The organism is Kribbella sp. CA-293567, from assembly GCF_027627575.1.
Lineage (GTDB): Bacteria > Actinomycetota > Actinomycetes > Propionibacteriales > Kribbellaceae > Kribbella.
Genome location: NZ_CP114065.1, coordinates 2425773 through 2448246, shown reverse-complemented (window position 1 = coordinate 2448246; position 22474 = coordinate 2425773). Strand labels below are relative to the sequence as shown.

The following is a 22474-nucleotide window of genomic DNA, read 5'->3' as shown; positions in this document are numbered from 1 at the left end:
AGCATCTCTAACCGCTCGGGGATGTCTTCTGGGCGGCCACGCTACCGCTGCCGGTGGCCGGCGCCGAGTCAGCTTCGCTGCGGCACGCGCACGATCAGCGCATCGCCCTGGCCGCCGCCACCGCAAAGGGCAGCGGCGCCGGTGCCACCGCCACGGCGCTGCAGTTCGAGAGCCAGGTGCAGAACGAGCCGGGCGCCGGACATACCGATCGGGTGCCCAAGAGCGATGGCGCCGCCGTTGACGTTGACCTTGTCCAGGTCGACGTCCAGCTCCCGCGCGCTGGCGATACCGACCGCGGCGAAGGCCTCGTTGATCTCGATCAGGTCGAGCGCGGCCGGCTCGATGCCCTCCTTGGAGCAGGCCTTGACGATCGCGTTGGCCGGCTGGCTCTGCAGCGACGAGTCCGGTCCGGCGACCGACCCGTGCGCGCCGATCTCGGCCAGCCAGGTCAGTCCGAGCTCCTCGGCCTTCGCCTTGCTCATCACGACCACCGCGCAGCCACCGTCGGAGATCTGGGACGCCGAACCGGCCGTGATCGTGCCGTCCTTGCCGAACGCCGGGCGCAACCGCGCGAGCGTCTCCACCGACGTGTCGCCGCGGACACCCTCGTCGGTGTCGAAGACGATCGGGTCACCCTTGCGCTGCGGCACCTCGACCGGTACCACCTCGTCGACGAAGACGCCGTTCTTCCAGCTCTCCGCCGCCAGCTGGTGCGACCGCGCGCTGAACTGGTCCTGCTCCGCGCGGGTGAGCTTCAGTCCGGTGTCGTTGGCCTGGTCGGTCAGCGCGCCCATCGCCTGATCGGTGAAGGCGTCCCAGAGGCCGTCGAAGGCCATCGAGTCGACCAGCGTGGTGTCGCCGTACTTGTAGCCCTCGCGCGACTTCGGCAGCAGGTGCGGGGAGTTCGTCATCGACTCCATCCCGCCGGCCACCACCACGTCGTACTCGCCGGCCCGGATCAGCTGGTCGGCCATCGCGATCGCGTTCAGGCCGGACAGGCAGACCTTGTTGATGGTGATCGCCGGCACCGACATCGGGATGCCGCCCTTGACGGCGGCCTGGCGGGCGGCGATCTGGCCGGCCCCGGCCTGCAGCACCTGGCCCATGATCACGTACTCGACCTGGTCCGGCGCGACACCGGCCTTCTCGAGCGCGCCCTTGATCGCGAAGCCGCCGAGGTCGGCGCCGGTGAAGCCCTTCAGGCCACCCAGCAGCCGGCCGATCGGCGTCCGCGCACCGGCGACTATGACAGTTGTGTTCTGCGGGCTGCGAGTGGTGTCAGACATGCTTCTCACGATACCTGCGAGCACACTGGTACGGGGTTGTCGATCCGGTCACACTCGTTGGAAACAACCGCCGAACTAGGCCAATCTGGGCAGATGGACGCCACCGGAACGCAGACCCTCTTCGAGGCGATCGACCACGTCGGGATCGCGGTCGCGGACTTCGACGAAGCCGTCCGGTTCTACGCCGAGACGTTCGGCATGACGGTCGCGCACGAGGAGATCAACCAGGAGCAAGGGGTCCGGGAGGCGATGCTCTCGGTCGGCGACTCCGGCTCCTCGATCCAGCTGCTCGCGCCGCTGTCGGACGACTCCCCGATCGCCAAGTTCCTGACCGCTCGCGGCCCGGGCATCCAGCAGCTCGCGTACCGCGTTCGCGACCTGGACGCCGTCTCGGCCACCCTGCGCGAGCGCGGCGCCGTCCTCCTGTACGACGAACCGCGTCGCGGCACGGCCGGTTCGCGGGTCAACTTCCTGCATCCGCGCTCTAGCGGTGGCGTCCTGGTCGAGTTGGTCGAGCCGGCCCGATGAGCGCCCTCGGTCACCGTCGGCGACCGTGAGTGAGAAGCCGCGTCCCACGCCGCCGGACGACCCGTTCGGGACTAGTCTGTGGACGTGCTGATCGACAGCGCCTCTGACGCAACGGACGGTGATCCAGCCGGTTTCTCGCACGACGCCTTCGTCTACGCCGATGACGATGAGTTCGTGGGCCGAGCAGCTCCGTTCCTCCGCGACGGCCTGATCGCGGGCGAAGTGGCCGCCGCTGCGCTCCCGCCGGCCCGGATCGCCCTACTGCGAACCGAACTCGGCGAGCTGGCCGAGCAGGTCACCTTCATCGACATCACCGCCGCGGGCCGCAACCCGGCGCGAATCATCGGGCTGTGGACCACGTTGCTGAGCGACCATCCCGGGCGTCCGGTCCGCGGTCTCGGCGAGCCCGCCTATCCAGGCCGGTCCGAGGCGGAGTTCGCGGAGGCCAGGTTGCACGAATCACTGCTCAACGTGGCCTTCCAGCACTCCGGCCCGTTCCGGCTGCGCTGCCCGTACTCCGCCACGGTCCTCTCCGCCGACGTCGACCCGGCTACCAGCCATCCCGCCGCCGATAGTTCCACGGCGGATTCGCAGGACTGGAGCGAGGTCGCGCGCGGAGTCTTCGGTACGCCGCTGCCCGTAGTACCGGCCGGGGCTGAGCTACGCGACTTCGGGCGCGCGCAACTGTCGGCGGTACGCCGCTGGGCAGGTGAGCGCGCCCTCCAAGCGGGCTTGAGCGCAGAGCGGACCGACGATCTGACACTGGCGCTGCACGAGGTCTGCACCAACAGCATCCGGTTCGGAGGCGGCCGGGGACGGTTGTCGCTGTGGACCCAGGACCGCGCGCTGATCCTCGACATCGCCGACCAGGGGCGGATCGACGATCTGCTGGTCGGCCGGATGCCGCCGCCGATCGACGGGCTCGGCGGGCGCGGCGTCTGGATGGCGAACCAGCTCTGCGACCTGGTCCAGCTCCGGTCCGGTCCCACCGGCACCCAGATCCGGCTGCACACGCGTCTCGACTGACAGCGAAGGCCTTCGCGCCGGTAAGACCACTAAACCCAGTGGACTGAAAAGTGACAGTCGTCTCAACGACTGCGACCTGCCTCACAGAACCCTTCAGTCAGAGGCATACTCGTCGGTAGATTCCGCTTTCACCCGGCTCCACCGACCTGGAGGTACGACGTGAAGGACATCCTGGACGCGATCCTGGCCGGCGACACGCCCGCCGAGGACTTCGGGCAGCTCGCCGTACCGGAGCACTATCGCGGGATCACCGTGCACGCCGACGACACCGCGATGTTCGAGGGCCTGGCGACCAGGGAGAAGGATCCACGCAAGAGCCTGCACCTGGACGACGTGCCGACGCCGGAGCTCGGGCCGGGCGAGGCGCTGGTCGCGGTGATGGCGAGCGCGATCAACTACAACACGGTCTGGACCTCGATCTTCGAGCCGGTCTCCACCTTCAGTTTCCTCAAGCGGTACGGGAAGTTGTCGCCGCTGACCGCGCGGCACGACCTGCCGTACCACGTGGTCGGTTCGGACCTGGCCGGCGTCGTACTGCGGACCGGGCCCGGCGTGAACGCCTGGAAGCCCGGCGACGAGGTGGTCGCGCACTGCCTGTCGGTCGAGCTGGAGTCGCCGGACGGGCACAACGACACGATGCTCGACTCCGAGCAGCGGATCTGGGGATTCGAGACCAACTTCGGCGGGCTGGCCGAGCTGGCGCTGGTGAAGTCCAACCAGCTGATGCCGAAGCCGGCGCATCTGACCTGGGAAGAGGCAGCGTCGCCGGGGCTGGTGAACAGTACGGCGTACCGGCAGCTGGTCTCGCCGAACGGCGCGGACATGAAGCAGGGCGACGTCGTGCTGGTCTGGGGTGCGTCCGGTGGGCTCGGGTCGTACGCGACCCAGTTCGCGCTGAACGGCGGCGCGATCCCGGTCTGCGTGGTCTCGTCGCCGGAGAAGGCGGAGATCTGCCGGGCGATGGGCGCGGAGCTGATCATCGACCGGTCGGCCGAGGGCTACGAGTTCTGGTCCGACGAGCACACCCAGGACCAGTCGGAGTGGAAGCGGCTCGGTGCGAAGATCCGCGAGCTGACCGGCGGCGACGACCCGGACATCGTCTTCGAGCATCCCGGCCGGGAGACCTTCGGCGCCTCGGTCTTCGTCGCCCGCAAGGGCGGCAAGATCGTCACCTGCGCCTCCACGTCGGGCTTCCTGCACGAGTACGACAACCGCTACCTGTGGATGAACCTGAAGAGCATCATCGGCTCCCACTTCGCCAACTACCGCGAGGCCTGGGAGGCGAACCGGCTGATCGCCAAGGGCATGGTGCACCCGACCCTGAGCCGCGTCTATCCGCTGGAGGAGACCGGCCAGGCGGCGTACGACGTGCACCGCAACCTGCACCAGGGCAAGGTCGGCGTGCTGACGCTGGCTCCGTCCGAAGGTCTCGGCGTGAAGAACCCCGAACTGCGCGAGCAGCACCTGACCGAGATCAACCGGTTCCGGGACAGGTAGGCCCGGTTGGCGTGGCGGGTGGGAGTTCTGACAGGCTTTAGAGTGAAGGATTCAACCGAGCCGCCAGAAGGGACTCTTTGGGATGGCTGACGAGTCGAGCCTGCCGTTTTTCGATCGTACTGCGACTGCCGCGGGTGGCTTCCCCGTGGGACGTCGTGGCTACGACAAACAGGCGGTGGATGACTATGTCCGCGCCCTGGAGATGCAACTCGCCGACGCCCGCACGCGGCTGGAGGACGCGCAGGCGAACTCCGCTCCGCTGCAGCGTCAGCTCGAGGAGGCGAAGCGCCAGCTCGAGGCCAGCGCCAACCCGTCGTACGCCGGGCTCGGGGACCGGGCCGCGCAGATCCTGCGGCTCGCCCAGGACCAGGCCGCCGAGGCGCTGGAGGAGGCCCGCCGCGAGGCCGACGAGCTGCGCAGCACCGCCGCCAAGGAGGCCGCGGCCACCCGGGCGACCGGTGAGCGCGAGGCCCAGGACATCCGCACCGTCGCGCTGAACGAGTCCGACAGCATGCGCCGGACCGCGGAGGGCGACGCGGCCGAGATCCGCCGGACCGCCGACACCGAGTCCGCCGAGGTGCTCGCGGCCGCCCGGCGCAAGGCCGAGACGCTGCAGCTGACGGCGGAGTCCGAGTCCAGCACGATGAAGAACGGCGCGCTGCACGAGGCGGAGAAAATCCGCACCGCGATCCAGCGCGAGTCCGCGGCACTGCGGGCCCGGCTGGCCGACGAGCGCGAGCAGCAGGCCAAGGAGCTGGCCGACAAGCACTCGAAGATCGCCGCCGACACCGAGAACCTGACCACCCAGATGCGCGAGGCCGCCGAGGCCTCGGAGCGCCGGGTCGCCGAGGCCACCGAGCAGGCCCGCAAGATCCGCGCCGAGGCGGAGGAGTCGGCCGAGCGCACGCTCTCCCGGGCCCGGCGCGAGGCCGAGCAGCTGCTCACCACCGCGCGCACCCGCTCGGAGGCCGAGCTGGCCAGCGCCGCCGACGAGGCGGAGCGGTCGCGCACGATCATCGCCCGGGAGACCGAGCGGCTCGCCAAGCGCCGCGACGGCATCCTGGCCCAGATCGCCGGGCTGAACGACATCGCCAGCAACATCGCCCGCCAGGCCGCCGAGCTCGACTCCGAGACGGCCACGCCGTACACCAACCCGTTCGCCGCACCGGCGACGCCGCCGGCCGCTTCGACGGCCACCGCTGCGCCGGCCGCTCCCACGGGCAACCCGTTCGCGACGTCCTACGACGACGTCCCGAAGTACACCGCCGGCGCCGACGAGGCCACGGCGACGTACGCGACCGACGTCGAGCCGGAAGAGGCGGAGCTCGGCCGGGGTGGCAACCCGTTCAGCGGCGGCAGCCCGTTCGCCGGGTCCGGCGCCGGTGAGGCCCCGGCCGACCGGACCCGCATCGACACGAGCCTGCGGGTGGACGCCGGCAGCGTCGACGAGCTCCGGACCTCCGAGCCGCCGCGCGACCAGACCCGGATCGACGAGTTCCGGCTGAGCGATCTGACCGGCCCGAAGACGGACACGAAGCCGGACTCAGGCGCCAAGCCGGCCGGCCGGGACGACGCGAAGGCGGCCACCGGGGACGGTAAAGCCGCGAAGGATGAGAAGTGACGCCTCCTGGCGACCAGGATGAGAACGACCGGGGCAAGGTAGCGGAGATCGAGGAAGCGGCGCGCGCGGCGAAGGCCGCAGCGGCCGAGGCCGAGGCGGCCGCCGACGACGCGGAGCAGTCCGCGGAGAGCGCGGAGACCTCGGCCGACCAGTCGGAGACTTCGGCCGACGAGTCGGAGAGCGCGGCCGGGCTCGCCGAGAAGGCGGCGAAGACTTCCGAGGTCGCTGCTCGGCAGGCTGCCGACGCGGCGCGCTCGGCGGCCGACCCGGAGGCCAACCCGGTCAGCGAGCTGCTGATCGACGAGCGGCACCCGTCGGAGGGCATGGGCCGCCCCGGCCCGCCGCTGCAGCGGTCGAACCCGTTCGTCTTCGGCTTCTTCGCGGCCCTCGGCGTGCTGGTCGCCTGGGGGCTGTGGAACGCGCTCGGCCAGGCCCGGTCGGTGCTGATCCTGCTGATCGTGTCGATGTTCATCGCGGTCGGCCTGAACCCACTGGTCGAGTGGTTCATGCGCCGCGGGCTGAAGCGCGGGCTGGCGGTCGGCGTCGTCTTCCTGCTGATGATCCTCGCGGTGACCGGGGTCGGCCTGGCGATCGTCCCGGTGGTGTCCGAACAGATCAACGGGCTGATCAAGAACGCGCCCGACTGGCTGGACCTGCTGACCAAGTCGAAGACGCTGAACGAACTGAACGAGCGGTACGACTTCATCAAGAAGGCGAAGGACTACGTCCAGGATCCGTCGCTGGCGCAGAAGGCCTTCGGCGGCGTTCTCGGGGTCGGCAAGGTGGTCGCGAACGCGCTGTTCTCGGCGTTCACGATCCTGATCCTGACGCTGTACTTCCTGGCCTCGCTGCCGTCGGTGAAGCGCGCGGCGTACAGCCTGGTGCCGGCCAGCCGGCGCAACCGGGTCTCGATCCTTGGCGACGAGGTGCTCAACCGGGTCGGCGGCTACGTCAGCGGCCAGTTCCTGGTGGCGGCGTGTGCCGGCATCTTCATGTTCATCTTCCTGGAGATCGTCGGCCTCGGGCAGTACGCCGTGGCGCTGGCGATCGTGGTGATGTTCACCGCGTTCATCCCGATGGTCGGTGGGCTGATCGGCGTCGTGCTGGTCGCGCTGATCGGTTTCACCGCCGGGCTCTGGGTCGGCATCGCCTGCCTGGCCTACGGAATCGTCTACCAGCAGGTCGAGAACTACGTCGTCGCGCCGCGGATCATGCGCCGCGCGGTCGACATCCCCGGCGCCGTCACGGTGATCGCGGCCCTGCTCGGTGGCGCGCTGCTCGGTGTGGTCGGCGCGCTGCTGGCCATCCCGACGGCGGCGGCGATCCTGCTGATCATCCGCGAGGTGTGGGTCCGCAAGGCCGACGAGTCGTAGTACCGAAGAACGCGCACTTCGCCCCGGGAAGCTCTGGCGCTCCCGGGGCGAAGCTGTGTCAGGAGGCGAAGCAGAGCGCCTGGGCACCCACGCTGTAGCACTGGATCTTCCTGGTCACGGCAGCCGAGTTGCCGGCCCGGTCCGTGACGGTCAACTGGGCCGTGTAGGTCGCCTGCGCGGCCGGGTAGTTGTGCGAGAGCTTCGCCCCGGTTCCGGTCTGGTTGTCGCCGAACTTCCATGCGTAGCCGGCGATGTCGTTGTCCGGGTCACGGGAGGTCGCCGCGTCGAAGTCGCACTTCTGGTAGAAGCAACTGACCGAGAAGGCGGCCACCGGCGGGCTGCCGGCGCTCTGTCCGACCTGCACGGCCCTGACCTCGTCGTCGGTCTTGCCCTCGTTGTCGGTGACCGTCAGCTTGACGCTGTAGCTCCCGGCCTTGGCGTACTTGTGCGCGGCCGGCTTCACCCCGTCGCCGGTGGTGCCGTCGCCGAAGTCCCACCGGTACGTCGCGATCGAACCGCCCTCGTCCTTGGAACCCGACCCGTCGAACGAGCACTCCAGCGTCGAGTCCGTGCAGTTCGAGGTGAACGCCGCGACCGGTACGCCGGCCGGCGGCGGGCCGGAGCCACCGATCTTGCTGACGTCGAGCAGCTTGTTCGGTGAACCGGTCCCGGGGTTCTTCACCACACCGCTCAGGGCCTGCGAGACGAGTCCGTCACGGACCTGCTGCGGGGTCGCGGACGGGTTCGCCGCGAGGTACAGCGCCGACGCGCCGGTGACGTGCGGTGCCGCCATCGACGTACCGGACATGCCCTTGGAGCCGGTGTTGCTGGAGTTGCTGGCCGAGGTGATGTTGCCACCGGGCGCGAACAGGTCGACGCAACTGCCCAGGTTGGAGAAGCTGGACCGGTTGTCGTTCTCGTCGGTGGACGCGACCGTGATCGCCTCGGGCACCTTGGCCGGGCTCGGCGTACAGGCGTTGCCACCGTTGTCGTTGCCGGCAGCAACCACCCAGGTGATCCCCGACGCGATCGAGGCCTTGACCGCCCGGTTGACGCCCTCGGGGTCGGCGTAGGCGCCGCCGGAGGTCCAGCTCGCGTTGGCGACGGCGGGTTTGACGGCGTTCCTGGTGACCCACTCGACGCCCTGGATCGAGTCGGCGTCAGGCGCGTTGCCGTCACAGCCGAGCACCTTGACGCCGACCACGGTGACGTCCTTGGCGACGCCGTACGCCTCGCTGCTCGACGTCCCGGCGGTGTGGGTGCCGTGGCCCTGGTCGAACTGGTTCTTGCACTCGTTGACCTCGGCGTCCTCGTCGACGAAGTCGTAGCCGGACCGGGCCCGGCCCTCGAAGGCGGCGTGGTCGGTGTTGAGCTCGGAGTCGGTGTTGTAGACCGTCACGCCGGTGCCGGTGTTCGGGTACTTGTAGGTGCGGTCCTTCACGCCGTCGATCCGGTCGAGTCCCCAGGACGGCGGGTTCGGCTGCTCGCCGGCCGGCAGTTGCCGGGTGGCGCCACGGACCGCGCCGTAGATGTTGGCGGCCGGGCGGGAGGCCCCGTAGATGTTGGCGGTCGGCACTGTTGCCCTGCGCACCCACAAGGACTGCTGGACGAACTCGACCTTCGGGTCGGCGGCCAGGCGCTTGGCCTGCTGCTCGGACATGGCCGCCGAGAAGCCGCGCAGGCTCGCGGAGTACACGTAGCCGATCTTGCCGCCGTACCGGCCGGTGAGGGTGCGGGCCTCACCGGCCACCAGCGACTCGGCCGAGGCGGTCAGCGACGTTCCGCCGTACAGGCCGACGATGTAGCGACCGGGGATGGTGTCCGGCGCTCCCTCGTTGAGGATCCGGCCGACCGGTGCTGCCGCGGCCGGACCCTGCCCGGCCAGCAGCAGCGCGGACGCGGCCAGGACCCCCAGGAACGTTCTCTTACGCATCGCTACCTCCGAAGTGTGGGCGGGCCATCACTGTCGGTGCAGCCCCGGGCGGAAACAATCCGGAGCCGCATTAAGTAGGTACTACCTAGTGCCTCTGCTAGCCCTTCTGGTTCAGGTCGAACCAGTTGAAGGACTCCACCATCGGGGTCAGCGTGGTGTTGTAGTCGACGCCGCTGAGCTTCCAGCGGTAGACCGAGCGCCAGGACTTGTCGGCCGGGACGTATTCCTTGATCAGGGTCTTCTTCAGCGTCGCCGTTTCCGACCGGTACTGCGACTGGGTCTTGAACTTGTCGGGACTGGTGTTGTCACCGGCCAGCGACGGGTCGGCGTAGGTGATGACCAGCTCGTTGCCGCCGAACGCGCCCTTCGCCCCCGTGACGGTCACGATGTGGCCGCTGTCACGCTGCACTCCGCTGGACTTGGGCTGGTAGAAACCGAAGATCAGCTGCACCGGCCCGTCCGACAGCCGGGTGGCCAGCTCGCCGGCGAAGTCAGGGGAGTTCTTCGAGTCGGTGTAGCCGCTCTCCACCGCCCAGTTCGATTCGACGGCCTGAGCCGCGGCCACGTCGAAGGCAGCGCGCAGGTTCTTCGCGTTCGTACCGGGCGCCTTGTACTGCGCGTCGAACCCGATCCGCCACAGGAAGCTGGTCGTCTTCGCGAAGTCGGCAGGATCCAGCGGATCGAGGTCCTTGACCTTGTCGGATCCGTAGCCCAGCGGGGCGCCGTCGTGACGGTTGAAGTAGTACATGACGTTGAGCAGCGAAGCCGGTCCGCAGTAGTACAGGCCCAGACCTTCGAGGCCCATCCGGTCCTGGTCGACGTCGCTGACCCCACACAGCTTCACGTCGAAGGCGATGCCCGCGAGGTCGTGCTTCTCGACGCACGGCGTCGGAACGCCCAGGCCGGCGTTCGCGGTCCCCGGTACGGCGACAGTGGCAGCGGCGGCGACCGTGGCGACGGCCACGGCCAGGCTGGTCCTGCGGAACATGAGATCTACCTCCAGTAGTGGCCGCTGATCGCGGCTCGGCTTCTGGTAAGAGCCTGTCCGACCGGAGGCGGCAGCGCATGAGGGGTAGTCCCTCATGTTGCCGGGTGGGTACCCCCCTGCCGTGCTGCGGGCGGAGGGTGTGCGGTCAGGCTCGGCGCATCTCGGGGCCGGCGGCCGCGGCGGCCAGGCGGGCGGCGGACCTCAGCGAGTCCAGCACGTACGTCGGGACGCGCAGCCCCTGCCGGTGGGCCCACATCAGCTCGAGCTCGAAGCGGCCGATCTGCTGGGCGTACCGGAGCAGCTCCTCCTCGCCACCGGTGGTGATACCGAGGTGGTGCATGACGTCACCGAACTGCGCCCACTGCTTCTTCGTGTACGCGCCGACCGGCTCGAAGGTGTAGCGGCGCAGGGTCCGGACCAGCCACTTCTGCCAGGGCGCGATCTCGGACCACAGCCCCTGGGCGGCGATCTTGTAGTAGGCGAAGTGGCCGGGCTCCTGGCGGCGGATCGGCGCGATGATGGTCGAGGCCACCGCCTTCTCGCCCAGCTCCAGCAGACCGTGGTGGAGTTTGTTGTACGCGAGGATCGCCGACTGCTCGGTGGCGACACCGGTCAGGTAGTAGAGCATCCGGCTGACGTCCTGGATCGCGTTCCAGCGCCCGAGCTGGCCGAGCAGCCGGAAGTCGAAGGAGACATGGGTAAGGTCCGGCGTCGCCTGCGGCAGACCGGCCAGTGACTGCAGGCGGTCCAGCAACAGGCCGTGATGGGTCTCCTGCGGGAGCCACACGTCGGCGTAGAAGTGCTTGTCCACGGCAGGCGGATCGGGTAACAGCAGGTTGAGCTCGAGCACGTTCCGCTCGACCTCCAGCTCGACCCGCGACATGTAGGTGACCACCGGGCCGAACTGCTCGGCGAGCAGCCGCGGCCTGACCATCGAGTAGTCGGCGCTGTCCACCGGGATCGGCGGATGCTCCTCGGCCAGCTTGTCGACGTGCTCGGTCAGCCGGCGCTCGACCGAGAACGGCCGCCGCCGTCCACGCCGGCTACGCCGCGCGGCCGGAGTACGTTCCGGGGTCATGACCGGCCCCGCGCGGTCGGCGTGAGCAACTCCTGGCCATCGTGCCCGCGACTTCTCCTGACGACGATCTCCACCCCACCCCCAGGCAGCAACTCGGATCCGGTCGGTCCGACCATGAGTAAGTCTCACCTTACTTCCCTGCTGGTACCAATAGCTCGCTACTTTTCGACGGACCGCGTGATCCCTCGTGCCTGACCAGGACCTGACCACCGGCGATGCCGGGAGCAACTTTCGCTCCCCCGGGCACAGAACGGTGGTGCCTTCCTGGAGCAGGAAGACACCACCGCTACTGCTGGGTCGGTGTCACCGTGATCTGGTGTCCTGGCCTGGTGACTCCGACCCGGTGATGCCGGGTCGACGGGATCGTCAGGCCGCCGGCGGCATCAGCACGGTGTCGATCAGGTAAACCGTCGCGTTGGCGGTCTTCACGCCACCACAGACGACCTTGGCGTTGTTGACCATCAAGGTGTCACCGGAACCGGTGACGGTGACGGCGCCCTTCTGCACGGTGGTCTGCTTACCAACGACCGCGGCCGGGTCGAGCTGGCCGGGGACGACGTGGTAGGTCAGGATCGACGACAGCAGCGCCGAGTCGGTCTTCAAGGTGTTGATCGTCGCGGCCGGGATCTTCGCGAACGCCGAGTCGATCGGGGCGAACACGGTGAACTCGCCACCGTTCAGGGTCGAGACCAGGTCGACCTTCGGGTTCAGCTTGCCCGAGACCGCGGCGACCAGGGTCTTGAGCAGCGGGTTACCCGACGCGGCGGTGGCGACCGGGGCGGCGGCCATGCCGTCGACCGAGCCGGCGCCGGTCGGGTTGGCCTTGGCGTAGTCGGCGCAGCCCGGGCCGACCAGACCGGCGGCGTTGTCCATCGAGGCCGACGCCGACGGCGTCTCGGCCGGGGCCGAGGTCGAGGTGGAAGTGCTGGCCGAGGGAGAGCTGCTGCTGGAGCTGTCGTCGCCGCCACCACAGGCAGCGGTTGCGAACAGCAACGAAACGGCGGAAGCGGCCAGAACGACACGCTTGATGGTCTGCGACATGACGAATCTCTCTTTCGATGTTCGGGGCTTGGCCAGGACGACCTGACATCTCTACTTCGGCACCGCCACCGGACCGGATGGGTCGAGATCGGAGAAATTTCAGACCTGTCCTCGGAGCACCACCTGATCGGTCTCGTCGAGCACCTCGAACGCCGCCGCGTCAGGGCGCAGTACGGAGGAGTTGAGGTTGCAGGACATCGACTTCGCGCCGGTCCCGATGAACTCGCCGGCCGGCGCGATCCGGCCGGCCTCGTCGAGCACCACCACGTGGTACCGCTTGCCGGCCTCGAAGCCGGTGCCGGCCAGCTTGATCTCCATCCCCCAGGTGTGCGGAACCACCGCCGCGGTGGACCGCACCCCGGCGGCGATCGCGGTCACCTGGACCGGCTCCAACGGAATCTTGGGTGGGTCGGGAGCGACGGCGTACCCGGCAGCGGCACCCGCTCCACCGATCACCACGGCAGCCGCGGCCGACAGCAGCCATCGTCCTCGCGAACGGATGCGGCGGGGTTCGGCCCTGATCGCGGTGAGGATCGAGGTCTCCAGCCAGTCGGGCGGACCGGCCGGCGCCTGGTCCAGCCGTGCCGGGTCGATCAGGCCGAGGGGCCCGGCCAGCGGGGCGATCGCAGCGAGTTCCGCACGGCAGGCCGCGCAGCCGTCGAGATGGGCCTGGACGGCGGTTCGCTCCGCGGTACTCAACTGGTCCAGGGCGAAGGCACCCAGCAGTTCTCGTAGCCGGCGATGCTCGTCGATGTTCACAGCTCCACTCCCATCTCGTCCATCGCCAGTCGCAGCGCCTTGAGCCCGTAGAAAACCCTGCTCCGCAAGGTGCCGACCGGGACTCCCTGCTCGGCGGCGACCTCGTCGTACGGGCGTCCGCGCAGATAGGTCTCCACCAGCGCCGAGCGTGCCTCCGGGCGGATCCGGCTCAGCGCTTCCTCGACCAGCCAGCTCATCACCGCCCGATCGTCGGCACTGTCGGTCGCCGGACCCAGCTCGGTCAGCAGCTCATGCGGCTGCGGCGTGACCGGCCTGGCGGCCCGGCGGCGTGACTCGTCGACCACCAGGTTGCGCGCGATGGCGAACAACCAGACCCGCAGACTCGCCAGGGACGGATCGAACCGGTCGGCTGCTCGCCAAGCACGGACGAAGGTCTCCTGGACGACGTCCGTCGCCGCGCCCTCGTCGTCGAGTTGCCGCAACGCGAAGCGATAGAGCTCCGCGCCGTGCTCGGCATAGGCGGCGCGGAGGCCGTCATCGCGACTGAGGTCGTACTCCGTCGTCGATCTCCGCCGCTGGCGGGATGTGGGCACTTTGGTGGTCCTCTCGCGCGGGCGGGCCGCCGGGTCGGGACCCGGCGGCCCGTAGGTCAGCGAGCGGCGTACGCGAGGCCGATGACCTCGCCCAGTCCGAGCGCCAGCAACGGCGTGGTACGGCCGGTGCGCAGGTCGACCCGCACCAGCTTCGAGCCCCGGAACAAGCCGTGATCGCCTTGTACGGCAGCGATCGCGGTGTAGTCGCGCGGGTTGAAGGACCCGGCCTGGCGGGCCTTGCCGCTGATGTCGAACCCGTTCACGGCCGAGATGTCGGCGCCGAGGCGGCCGACGGTGAAGAGTTGGCCGGTGTTCGGCGAGACCGCCGGGGTGGTGCCCGGCAGGGTGCCTTGGGTGACGAGAGTGTCGCGGCGGGCGTCGAGACCGTACAGTCCGGTCGTCGTCGCACCGGCGAAGCTGTCGGTGTAGCCGGCCGCCGCGACCTTCGGCGCCGAACCGCCGGCCGCGTAGGCGAGCGTGCCGTCGACCCCCGCGACCGCGCCGGTGTCGGGGTGCAGCCGCAGGTTGCGGCCGCTGCTCTGAACGAGCCGGATGCGGTCGACGGTCGGGTTGAAGTCGAATCCGACGGTGGCGCCGACAGCACCTGCGGCCGCCGTACCGACAGCGGTCGCGCGTCCGGACCTGACGTCCAGCGTGTACAGCTGGCCGGACTTGCCGATCGCGTACAGCTGACCGGTCGCCGGCCGGACGTCGATACCAACGAGCCGGTCGTGCGCCTTGAGGCCACGGACCTTGACCCGGTGCTCGGCGAACAACGGCCGCGCCGAGTCCCGGACGCTCAGGGATCCGCTGCTCTCGAGCAGATAGAGGTCGGGCGCCGCACTTCCCCCGGTCGCCGACGCGGCCGGTACGGCGGTCAGGCCCGCGGCGAACATGGTGCCGAGAGCAACAACCGCTGCCAGCGTTCTCTTCATGTCAAGCTCCTCGCATCAGTGGATGACGCGAGTGAGTACGGAGCGGACCGCCCATGCGTTCACGATCCGCCGAGATTTCTTCGAGGCCGCTGATGCCGAACCCTGTGCGTATCATCAACCGGCCCCTCCGCTCGTTGACCCCGACCAGGGCGATTCGGAGCGAGCGGGAGGACGGATGGGTGGCCTCTGGCCTACGGACGGGTGTGCGAGACCGCCCAGTCGAGGGCGTAGTCGGCGACCTCTTGCCAGCCGTCCTGGCTGACGATCCGGTGGGTGCGGCCGGGGAACTGCTTCAGTTCCACCACCGCCGGGCTGCCGGACTTCTGGTACTTCGCGACCAGCGCCTTGCCGATCGCGGGCGGGACGACGTGGTCGATCTCGCCGACGATGACCAGCAGCGGCGCCCGGTCGGGGCGGGCGTAGTCGACCTTGGTGACGCCGGACTTCTCGTTCAGTACCGAACTGACGCCTTCGAAGAAGACCCGGTTGTAGGAGTTCACGGCGTACTGCTCCCAGAGCTTGTCGGACTCGGCGCGCGAGAGGTCGTTGCCGAAGGTGAAGTGGAAGTGCCGCTTGGAGAGCGGTTTCGCGCCGTTCTTGCCGAAGGGGTTCGACAGGATCGGGAACCCGGTCCACAGCGTCGAGAGCGGGAGGGAGACGACGCCGGCCGTCTGGCCCGGCTCGACCCCGACGTACGCCGCGCCGAGACCGCGGTCGGCGAGCATCTGGGTCAGTACGCCGCCGAACGAGTGGCCCATGATGATCGGCTTCACCGGCAGCGCCCGGATGATCGCCTCGTAGTGGTCGGCGATCTGCCGGAGCCCGACGCCCTTGAGCGGTTCGGGGTTCGAGCGGATGTCGGCGACGCTGCGGTCGTCGATGCCGGGCCAGCCGGGCACGATCACCTCGTGACCCTGAGCGCGGAAGTGCTCCGCCCAGGTGTCCCAGCTCTTCGGCGTCATCCACAGTCCGTGGACCAGGACGATCGGGGTCTTGCTGCTCTGAGTCGACATCTCGGTATCCCTTGCTGGCTGGTTGGTAGATAGACCGTTCGTTCTACTTAGAATCATAGAGCCGGCGCCGGGCGACGTCAAGGGTTTAGTAGACAGATCGTTCTATGCTGGTTGCATGGCACCCTCCAGCATCCCGCGACGCCCGTCCGAGGCCCGGGAACGCCTGATCCGCGTGGCGACCGAGCTCTTCTACCGCGAAGGCATCCATGCCGTCGGGGTCGACCGTCTCGTCGCCGAGGCCCAGGTCACCCGGGCGACCTTCTACCGCCACTTCCCGAGCAAGGAAGATCTCGTCCTGGCCTACCTGCAGAGCGAGGACGCCGACATCCGGGGCGCGTTCGCCGCCGCGGAGCAGTCGGGCGCCGAGCCACGGCCCCTGGTCGGTCTGGTCATCCAGGCGCTGGCCGACGACGTGGAGCGCCAGCACACCCGCGGTTGCCCGTTCATCAACGCGGCCGCGGAGTACCCGGACGCATCGTCGCCGATCCGGCTCCGGATCGCCGAGCACCGCGAGTGGTTCCGGGCCACCCTCGAACATCTGATGACCGCGGCGGACCTCCCCGACCCGGCCGAGAAGGCGCGCATCCTGGTCCTGCTCCGCGACGCCGCCATGGTCGGCGGCTACCTGGACGGCGCGAAGACGATCCGCCCCACCTTCGAACGCACCGCCCGCGACACCCTCGCGCTGGACCCACCGCAACCGAGCTGAGCTGTCGGAGAACTGAGCAAGGTGAACACTTCGCCAACAGCCTTGCCCCGACCGGCGCAGCGGCGTACTGGTAGAAGCATGGACCGCTCAGACGAAGACCGCGCCATCGCCGAAGCAGCCGAGCGACTCACCAAGACGTTCCCCGACGTCTCCCCCGACACCGTCCAGAACGCCGTCGCGGAGAGCCGCCCGGAGTTCGACGGCAACCCGATCCGCGATTTCGTCCCGCTCTTCGTGGAACGCGCGGCGAAGCAGAGGCTGCGGAGGTTGGTCAGCAGCAGTTCGTAGTCGCTGCGTTTCGCGAGTTCAGCGGGCGGGCGTTGTTGGAGACAGCGCCGGCGCGGGGTTTTTCAGGCGAGGAATGGAGTGACAGCGGCGAGGAAGTCGTCGAGGCGCTCCGCATGCACCCAGTGGCCGGCCTCGGCGATCTCGGCGTACTGGACCTGCGGGAAGTACCGCTTGATGGTCGGCTGGAAGTCGGCCTGGACATAGTTCGACTTGCCGCCGTACACGAACAGCGTCGGCCCGTCGTACACACCGCTCTCGCCGTCGGGCCAACCCGAGATGGCGGGTAGCGCGGCTTCGATGACCGGCAGGTTCGGCTTCCACCGCGCGCCGGTTTCGTCGAGGACCAGGTTCTGCAGCAGGAAGGCCCGGGTGCCGGGTGATTCGACGGCATCCACCAACTGCGCGTCGACGTCAGCGCGACGCTGCACGGTGGAGAGGTCAGCGTTGCGCATCGCCTGGGCATAAGCGACGAACGCCGGCGGGTAGACAACCGGCGCAGCATCGACCACCACCAGTCGATCCACCACTTCCGGATGATGCAGCGCGGTGAGCATCGCCGTCTTGCCGCCCATCGAGTGCCCGACCAGACCGACCGGCCCGACGCCGAGCTCGGTGATCGTCTCGAAGACGTCCGCGGCCATCTCCGGGTAGCTCATCGTCTCGGTGTGCGGCGAGCTTCCGTGGTTGCGCAGGTCGAAGGCGTAGACCCGGTGCTCCGACGCGAGCCGGCGGGCGGCCGTCATCCAGTTCCGTCCCGAGCCGAACAACCCGTGCATGACGACGACCGGCGAACCACTCTCGCCGTACGACGTAACCGGAAGCAGCATCTCGACCTCTCAGCGGTGGCGTTGCCAGCAGGCTTTGTGCCAGTGGCGACGCTCGTCCAGGGATTGGCCGCCGCCGAGCGCGGCGAGCAGACTCGGGGTCTCCGGCCAGACGACCACGTGCGGCGTGGCCGGCAGGATCGTCTGGTCGCAACCAGGGCAGCGGTACGCCTTGCCGGCCGCGGAGCCGGTGACGTGACGCACCATCCAGTCACCGTCGGAGCGCGATTCCCGCGCCTGGTGCCCACCCAGCAGCGGCCGGTCACTGACCGGCCGCGTGTGCTTCGAGGGCTTTTTCTTCCGCGACACCATGGCGTCACCAAGCGTATCGGCCCGCCCCAGCCTCCGAGGCGGCGGGACGGGCCGGGGGAAGACCGGCTAGATCGTCTTCGCCAGCTTGTACGCCGCGGTGCCGATCAGCTCCATCGAGACCTGGAGCCGCTCCAGCGACACGTTCTTCGCGATCGTGTCCTCCGGTGAGTGGTACGGCGGCTCCAGCAGCGCCGGCGACGACTCACCGCGCCAGGAGAAGTTGGCGGAGGCGATGCCGACCTCCTGGAAGGACTGGTGATCGCTGGAGCCTCGCAGGACCGGGCCGACGATCTGCGGGTCGTAGCCGAGCCGCTGACCGGAGGCCCGTACGGCGGTGGTCGCCGCGTTCGCGAGGCCGTCGAAGGACAAGATCCAGTAGACGATCGCCGGGTCCCAGCTGGTCGCGACCATGTCGTTCTGGAAGACCGCCCGGTACCGGTCGCGCTGATCCTGGGCGAGCTGCTTCACGTGGTAGCGCGAACCGATCAGCCCCTGCTCCTCCGAGCCCCAGAAGGCGAACCGCACCGTCGCCTCGGTCGGGTACTTGCTGATCACCCGCGCCAACTCCAGCGTCAGCACCGTCCCCGACCCGTCGTCATTGGCACCCGGAGCACCGATCACCGTGTCGTAGTGACCGCTCACCATCACGATCGGCGCGTTCGCGGACTTGCCGGGCCGCTCGCCGATCACGTTGTTCGAGATCAGCCCGCGGTGCGCCACCGTACTGATCGTCAGCGGCAACGAGGTGACCACGGCCAGCGCCTCGCGCAGCAACCGCTTCTGCACCTGGGCCACGCCGATCACCGGAATCGGTGCGTTCGTCAGCCCGGCCGGCGAGTACGCCGAAGTACGGCGCGGGAACACCTGATCGGCAGGCAGCAAGACAACCGCCACCGCACCCCGGGAAGCCGCCTCGGCCACAAACCCAGGTCGCGCGGCAGCCGTGTCGTCGGCCAGCACCACAGCACCGGCAACGTCAGCCGGCCAGACAGGCGCCGTCGCCAGACCGACATCGCGAGCCCGACCGGTCACCGTGACGTCGAGCTTGCCGCCCGGCGCGGCACCGGCCTGCCAGCAGATGTCGTCGGGCAGCAGCTTGCGCGGGTCACCGATCTGGGCCAGGAACTTGTCGGCCACCGGGAACGGCTCGTACCGGGTGTCGTAGCCGAAGCTCCTGAGCTGGCCGGCCAGGTAGTCGGCGGCGCGCTTCTCGCTCGGCGTACCGCCGATCCGCGGGCCGATGTCCTCGGACAGCACCTGCAGGTGCCGCAGGGCGCGTTCCGAGTCGATCCGGCCCACGATGTGCCGGTCGTCGCGGTCCAGGGTGGGGGTGCGTACCGCGCCGGGCCGCTGGTCGTCGACGCCCCAGGCCGGGGCGGCGGGCAGGGCCGTGGCCGCGGTGACGCCGGCGACGGCTCCCAGCAGGCCGCGGCGACTCATACCGGAAGATGCGTTCATGCAGGGTCTCCTCACGAGATCGGCCCCGAGAGGATCGACCGTAGCCGATACCTCCCGGGGCCGCTCGCCTACGCGGGGCGCCTCAGGCTGTTCTGCTCGGCTCCTTGCCCAGGTCGCGCAGCTCGCTGCCGACCTCGTGCATGTGGCCGAGGCCCATCCGGTACGACTCGACCACGCCGGTGTTCAGGTAGGGCATCCCGATCTTCGCGCAGTACCGCTCGACGATCGGCTGCGCGAACCGCAGGTTGGCCCGCGGCATGCTCGGGAACAGGTGGTGCTCGATCTGGTAGTTCAGGCCGCCCATCAGCCAGTCGGTGACCAGGCCGCCCTTCACGTTGCGTGACGTCAGCACCTGCTTCTCCAGGTGGCCCCAGGTCGTGTCGGCATCCGGCACCTCCATGCCCTTGTGGTTCGGGGCGAAGACGCTGCCGAGGTGCAGACCGAACAGCGCGTGGTGCAGCGCGGCGAAGGCGATCGCCTTACCGGGTGACATCACCAGGAACAGCGCGCCGAAGTACAGCACCAGGTGAGCGGCCATCAGGCCGAGCTCGATCTGGGCGTCGCGCTTGCCGCGGCGGCCGAGCAGGAACAGCACGCTCGACACCTTGAGGTTCAGGCCCTCGAGGGTGAGCAGCGGGAAGAAGATCTTCGCCTGGTGCCGGGTCAGCCAGCCGTACAGGCCGGTGCGGCCCTCGGCCTGCTCCAGCGTCCAGACCAGGATGCCCTCACCGACGTCGGGGTCCTTGTCGGTGTGGTTGGGGTTCGCGTGGTGCCGGTTGTGCTTGTCGTTCCACCAGCCGTAGCTCATCCCGCAGACGAAGTTGCCGTGCAGCATGCCCAGCACGTCGTGCAGCCGGCGCGAGCTGCCGACCTGCTGATGGCCGGCGTCGTGGCCGAAGAACGCGGCCCGGGTGGTGAAGATCGCCAGCGGGATCGTCAGCAGCAGCTGCAGCCAGGAGTTGCCGAGCAGCGCGATGCCGGTCCAGGTCGCCGCCAGCAGTGCCACGTTCAAGGTGATCGCGATCACGTAGGAGGCGGTCCGGCGTTCGAGCAGCCCTGCTTCCTTCACCTCGCGAAGCAGCGGGGCGAAATCGCTGCCCTTCGTGGCCGATCGTTCGCGGGTACGGGGAAGGGCAATGGGCTGAGCCATTGAGTCCTCATCTCAGAGCGGTGGGGAGGCCTTGGCGTTGAGCCGCGGGCCAGCGTAGTGCATCGAGTCTCGTCTCCGGACCCCTCGAAAGCATGAGTGTTACTACCTCTTTCAGGCGGGGCACAGGCACCCACCCGACAGTGGGCCTAGCACCCCTGAGACCGGTCTGACTCTCCGTCATGATGGTTGGCATGACGATCACACAGCAGGCCCCGAGGGAGCCGATGGCGTTCCCCCGGGCGGCGCAGCCCTTCATCGCGCTCGGCCTGGCGGTCCTCGCCGAGGTCGGGATCGCGTTCTTCGTCCTGAACGTCGTAGCGGTCCCGCTGATCGCGGTCTGGGTCGGCATCCCGCTGCTGCTGGTCTTCGTCCCGTGCACCCGCTGGTTCGCCAACTGCCACCGCACCCTGTACGCCGGCATCACCGGCACCGTGATCCCCCGCCCGTACAAGAAGCCTCCGATGCCGGGTCTGCTGATGTGGCTGCGCACCACGCTCACCGACCCGGCCACCTGGCGTGACATCGCCTGGCTGCTGGTCAACGCGGTGGTCGGCTTCGTCCTCAACCTGCTGTCCGCTGTGCTGTTCCTCGGCTCGGTCTTCTACCTGATCTATCCCTTCCTCGTCTGGGTCACCCCCGACGGGGTCTTCACCCAGCCGCTGGGTGGGCTGTTCACCGTCAACGTGGCGACCAGCTTCGTGATGATCCCGGTCGGTCTGCTCGTGTTCCTGATCTGGCTCGGCTCGGGTGAGCGGCTGCTGAAGGCGGCGGCGTACGTCGGGAAGTCGCTGCTCGGCCCGACCGAGAACGCGCAGCTGGCGATCCGGGTCCGGGAACTGTCCGACTCCCGCGCGGAGACCGTCGACACCCAGGCGGCCGAGCTGCGCCGGATCGAGCGGGACCTGCACGACGGCGCCCAGGCCCGGCTCGCGGCGCTGAGCATGAGCCTCGGGATGGCCGAGGAGATGGTCGCCCGTGACCCCGCCAAGGCTGCCGCGCTGCTGACCGAGGCGCGCGAGTCCGCCGGTACGGCGTTGTCTGAGCTGCGCGACCTGGTCCGCGGGATCCACCCGCCGGTGCTGGCCGACCGCGGGCTGGACGGAGCGGTCAGGGCGCTCGCGCTGAGCCTGCCGTTCAAGGTGGACGTGACCATCGACCTGCCCGGCCGGCCGCCGGCGCCGGTGGAGTCCGCGGCGTACTTCGCGATCGCCGAGGCGCTGGCCAACGCGCTCAAGCACGCGGCGGCGACCACCGCGTGGGTTCAGATCAGCCACGAGCAGGAGCGGCTCCATCTGCTGGTCGGCGACGACGGCGTCGGCGGGGCGACGGTACGACCCGGTGGCGGTTTGTACGGGATCGAACGGCGGTTGGCCGCCTTCGACGGTACGTTGACCGTGGCCAGCCCGACCGGCGGGCCGACCACCGTGATCATGGAGTTGCCTTGCGAGTCGTCATCGCTGAAGATCACGCCCTCCTCCGGGACGGCCTGATCCGGCTGCTGGAAGCCCACGACTTCGAAGTCCTGGAAGCCGTCGACAACGGCCCCCGGCTGGTCCCGGCGCTCGTCGAGCACCGGCCGGACGTGGCCGTTGTCGACGTCCGGCTGCCCCCGACCTTCACCGACGAGGGGCTGAAGGCCGCGATCGAGGCGCGCCGGAAGGTGCCCGGGCTGCCGGTGCTGGTGCTCTCGCAGTACGTCGAACAGCTCTACGCCCGCGAACTCCTCACCGGAGGCGGCGGCGCGGTCGGCTACCTGCTCAAGGACCGGGTCTCGAACGTCGCCGACTTCCTCGACTCGGTCCGCCGGGTCGCGGCCGGCGGCACGGCGATGGACCCCGACGTGATCAGCCAGCTGCTGGCCCGCAACACCCGCGACGAGCCGATCGGCCGCCTCACCCCGCGCGAGTCCGAGGTCCTGGGGCTGATGGCCGAGGGCCGCTCGAACGCCGCCATCGCCGGCGCCCTCTTCGTCACCGAGAAGGCCGTCTCGAAGCACACCAACAACATTTTCGCCAAGCTGGATCTGCCGCCCTCCGAGGACGACAACCGCCGGGTGATGGCAGTGCTTTCGTATTTGTCGTCCAGGTGATGTAGAGAACCC

The 22474-nt window shown here is 69.2% G+C and carries 22 protein-coding genes; 9 read left to right on the top strand and 13 right to left on the bottom strand.

Annotated features, from left to right (window positions below; all coding sequences use genetic code 11):
- Positions 1 to 68: 68 nt before the first annotated feature.
- Positions 69 to 1286 carry an acetyl-CoA C-acetyltransferase gene (locus OX958_RS11840; protein WP_270137349.1) on the bottom strand — a complete coding sequence of 406 codons (1218 nt, stop codon included), beginning with the start codon at positions 1284 to 1286 and terminating at the stop codon, positions 69 to 71.
- 93 nt (positions 1287 to 1379) lie between these two features.
- Between OX958_RS11840 and mce the strand changes: the two genes are divergently transcribed.
- The 5 genes from mce (at position 1380) to OX958_RS11815 (ending at position 7331) form a co-directional block, all read left to right on the top strand.
- Positions 1380 to 1814 (top strand): methylmalonyl-CoA epimerase, encoded by a 435-nt coding sequence (gene mce / locus OX958_RS11835; RefSeq protein ID WP_270137348.1) that lies wholly within the window; start codon positions 1380 to 1382, stop codon positions 1812 to 1814.
- Between the two features lie 84 nt (positions 1815 to 1898).
- Positions 1899 to 2840, top strand: a complete 942-nt coding sequence (locus tag OX958_RS11830) for a sensor histidine kinase (protein ID WP_270137347.1) — start codon at positions 1899 to 1901, stop codon at positions 2838 to 2840.
- A gap of 159 nt (positions 2841 to 2999) precedes the next feature.
- Positions 3000 to 4337: a crotonyl-CoA carboxylase/reductase gene (gene ccrA, locus OX958_RS11825; RefSeq protein ID WP_270137346.1), complete on the top strand. Its 1338-nt coding sequence runs from the start codon at positions 3000 to 3002 to the stop codon at positions 4335 to 4337.
- An 82-nt stretch (positions 4338 to 4419) separates the two neighbouring features.
- Positions 4420 to 5958, top strand: a complete 1539-nt coding sequence (locus tag OX958_RS11820; protein WP_270137345.1) for a transposase — start codon at positions 4420 to 4422, stop codon at positions 5956 to 5958.
- On the top strand, positions 5955 to 7331 hold the full coding sequence (locus OX958_RS11815) for an AI-2E family transporter (RefSeq protein ID WP_270137344.1): 1377 nt from the start codon (positions 5955 to 5957) through the stop codon (positions 7329 to 7331). Before OX958_RS11820 ends, OX958_RS11815 begins: the two co-directional genes overlap by 4 nt.
- 58 nt (positions 7332 to 7389) lie before the next feature.
- Here the strand turns inward: OX958_RS11815 and OX958_RS11810 are convergent, their stop codons facing one another.
- From OX958_RS11810 to OX958_RS11775, 8 genes are all read right to left on the bottom strand, one after another.
- The gene (locus tag OX958_RS11810) at positions 7390 to 9264 is read right to left on the bottom strand and encodes a S8 family serine peptidase (RefSeq protein ID WP_270137343.1); all 1875 of its coding nucleotides are present in this window, start codon (positions 9262 to 9264) and stop codon (positions 7390 to 7392) included.
- A 97-nt stretch (positions 9265 to 9361) separates the two neighbouring features.
- A complete protein-coding gene (locus OX958_RS11805) occupies positions 9362 to 10252 on the bottom strand; it encodes a hypothetical protein (RefSeq protein WP_270137342.1) in 891 nt (296 codons plus the stop codon).
- Positions 10253 to 10397: 145 nt separating this feature from the next.
- The gene (locus OX958_RS11800; RefSeq protein ID WP_270137341.1) at positions 10398 to 11330 is read right to left on the bottom strand and encodes a GTP-binding protein LepA; all 933 of its coding nucleotides are present in this window, start codon (positions 11328 to 11330) and stop codon (positions 10398 to 10400) included.
- A 366-nt stretch (positions 11331 to 11696) separates the two neighbouring features.
- Positions 11697 to 12371 (bottom strand): fasciclin domain-containing protein, encoded by a 675-nt coding sequence (locus OX958_RS11795; RefSeq protein ID WP_270137340.1) that lies wholly within the window; start codon positions 12369 to 12371, stop codon positions 11697 to 11699.
- A gap of 99 nt (positions 12372 to 12470) precedes the next feature.
- A complete protein-coding gene (locus tag OX958_RS11790; protein WP_270137339.1) occupies positions 12471 to 13130 on the bottom strand; it encodes an anti-sigma factor family protein in 660 nt (219 codons plus the stop codon).
- The gene (locus OX958_RS11785; protein ID WP_270137338.1) at positions 13127 to 13684 is read right to left on the bottom strand and encodes a sigma-70 family RNA polymerase sigma factor; all 558 of its coding nucleotides are present in this window, start codon (positions 13682 to 13684) and stop codon (positions 13127 to 13129) included. The genes OX958_RS11790 and OX958_RS11785 overlap by 4 nt, the downstream gene beginning before the upstream one ends.
- A gap of 56 nt (positions 13685 to 13740) precedes the next feature.
- Positions 13741 to 14619 carry a DUF4394 domain-containing protein gene (locus tag OX958_RS11780; RefSeq protein ID WP_270137337.1) on the bottom strand — a complete coding sequence of 293 codons (879 nt, stop codon included), beginning with the start codon at positions 14617 to 14619 and terminating at the stop codon, positions 13741 to 13743.
- Between the two features lie 191 nt (positions 14620 to 14810).
- A complete protein-coding gene (locus OX958_RS11775) occupies positions 14811 to 15632 on the bottom strand; it encodes an alpha/beta hydrolase (protein WP_270137336.1) in 822 nt (273 codons plus the stop codon).
- Between the two features lie 115 nt (positions 15633 to 15747).
- Here OX958_RS11775 and OX958_RS11770 point away from each other — a divergent pair, with 115 nt between their 5' ends.
- Positions 15748 to 16341, top strand: coding sequence for a TetR/AcrR family transcriptional regulator (locus tag OX958_RS11770; protein WP_270137335.1), 594 nt, complete (start codon positions 15748 to 15750; stop codon positions 16339 to 16341).
- 78 nt (positions 16342 to 16419) lie between these two features.
- Positions 16420 to 16629 (top strand): three-helix bundle dimerization domain-containing protein, encoded by a 210-nt coding sequence (locus OX958_RS11765; RefSeq protein WP_270137334.1) that lies wholly within the window; start codon positions 16420 to 16422, stop codon positions 16627 to 16629.
- A 62-nt stretch (positions 16630 to 16691) separates the two neighbouring features.
- Here OX958_RS11765 and OX958_RS11760 read toward each other — a convergent pair whose 3' ends face one another.
- The 4 genes from OX958_RS11760 to OX958_RS11745 form a co-directional block, all read right to left on the bottom strand.
- Positions 16692 to 17456 (bottom strand): alpha/beta fold hydrolase, encoded by a 765-nt coding sequence (locus tag OX958_RS11760; RefSeq protein ID WP_270137333.1) that lies wholly within the window; start codon positions 17454 to 17456, stop codon positions 16692 to 16694.
- 9 nt (positions 17457 to 17465) lie between these two features.
- Entirely contained in the window at positions 17466 to 17765 is a 300-nt protein-coding gene (locus OX958_RS11755; RefSeq protein ID WP_270137332.1) for a hypothetical protein, read from the bottom strand.
- A gap of 66 nt (positions 17766 to 17831) precedes the next feature.
- Positions 17832 to 19223 (bottom strand): M20/M25/M40 family metallo-hydrolase, encoded by a 1392-nt coding sequence (locus tag OX958_RS11750; protein ID WP_270137331.1) that lies wholly within the window; start codon positions 19221 to 19223, stop codon positions 17832 to 17834.
- An 82-nt stretch (positions 19224 to 19305) separates the two neighbouring features.
- Complete coding sequence (locus tag OX958_RS11745; RefSeq protein ID WP_270137330.1) at positions 19306 to 20373, bottom strand: fatty acid desaturase family protein; 1068 nt, start codon at positions 20371 to 20373, stop codon at positions 19306 to 19308.
- Positions 20374 to 20564: 191 nt separating this feature from the next.
- Here OX958_RS11745 and OX958_RS11740 point away from each other — a divergent pair, with 191 nt between their 5' ends.
- Both OX958_RS11740 and OX958_RS11735 read left to right on the top strand, forming a co-directional pair.
- Positions 20565 to 21863: a sensor histidine kinase gene (locus OX958_RS11740; RefSeq protein ID WP_270137329.1), complete on the top strand. Its 1299-nt coding sequence runs from the start codon at positions 20565 to 20567 to the stop codon at positions 21861 to 21863.
- On the top strand, positions 21815 to 22462 hold the full coding sequence (locus OX958_RS11735; RefSeq protein ID WP_270137328.1) for a response regulator: 648 nt from the start codon (positions 21815 to 21817) through the stop codon (positions 22460 to 22462). The genes OX958_RS11740 and OX958_RS11735 overlap by 49 nt, the downstream gene beginning before the upstream one ends.
- Positions 22463 to 22474 lie beyond the last annotated feature (12 nt).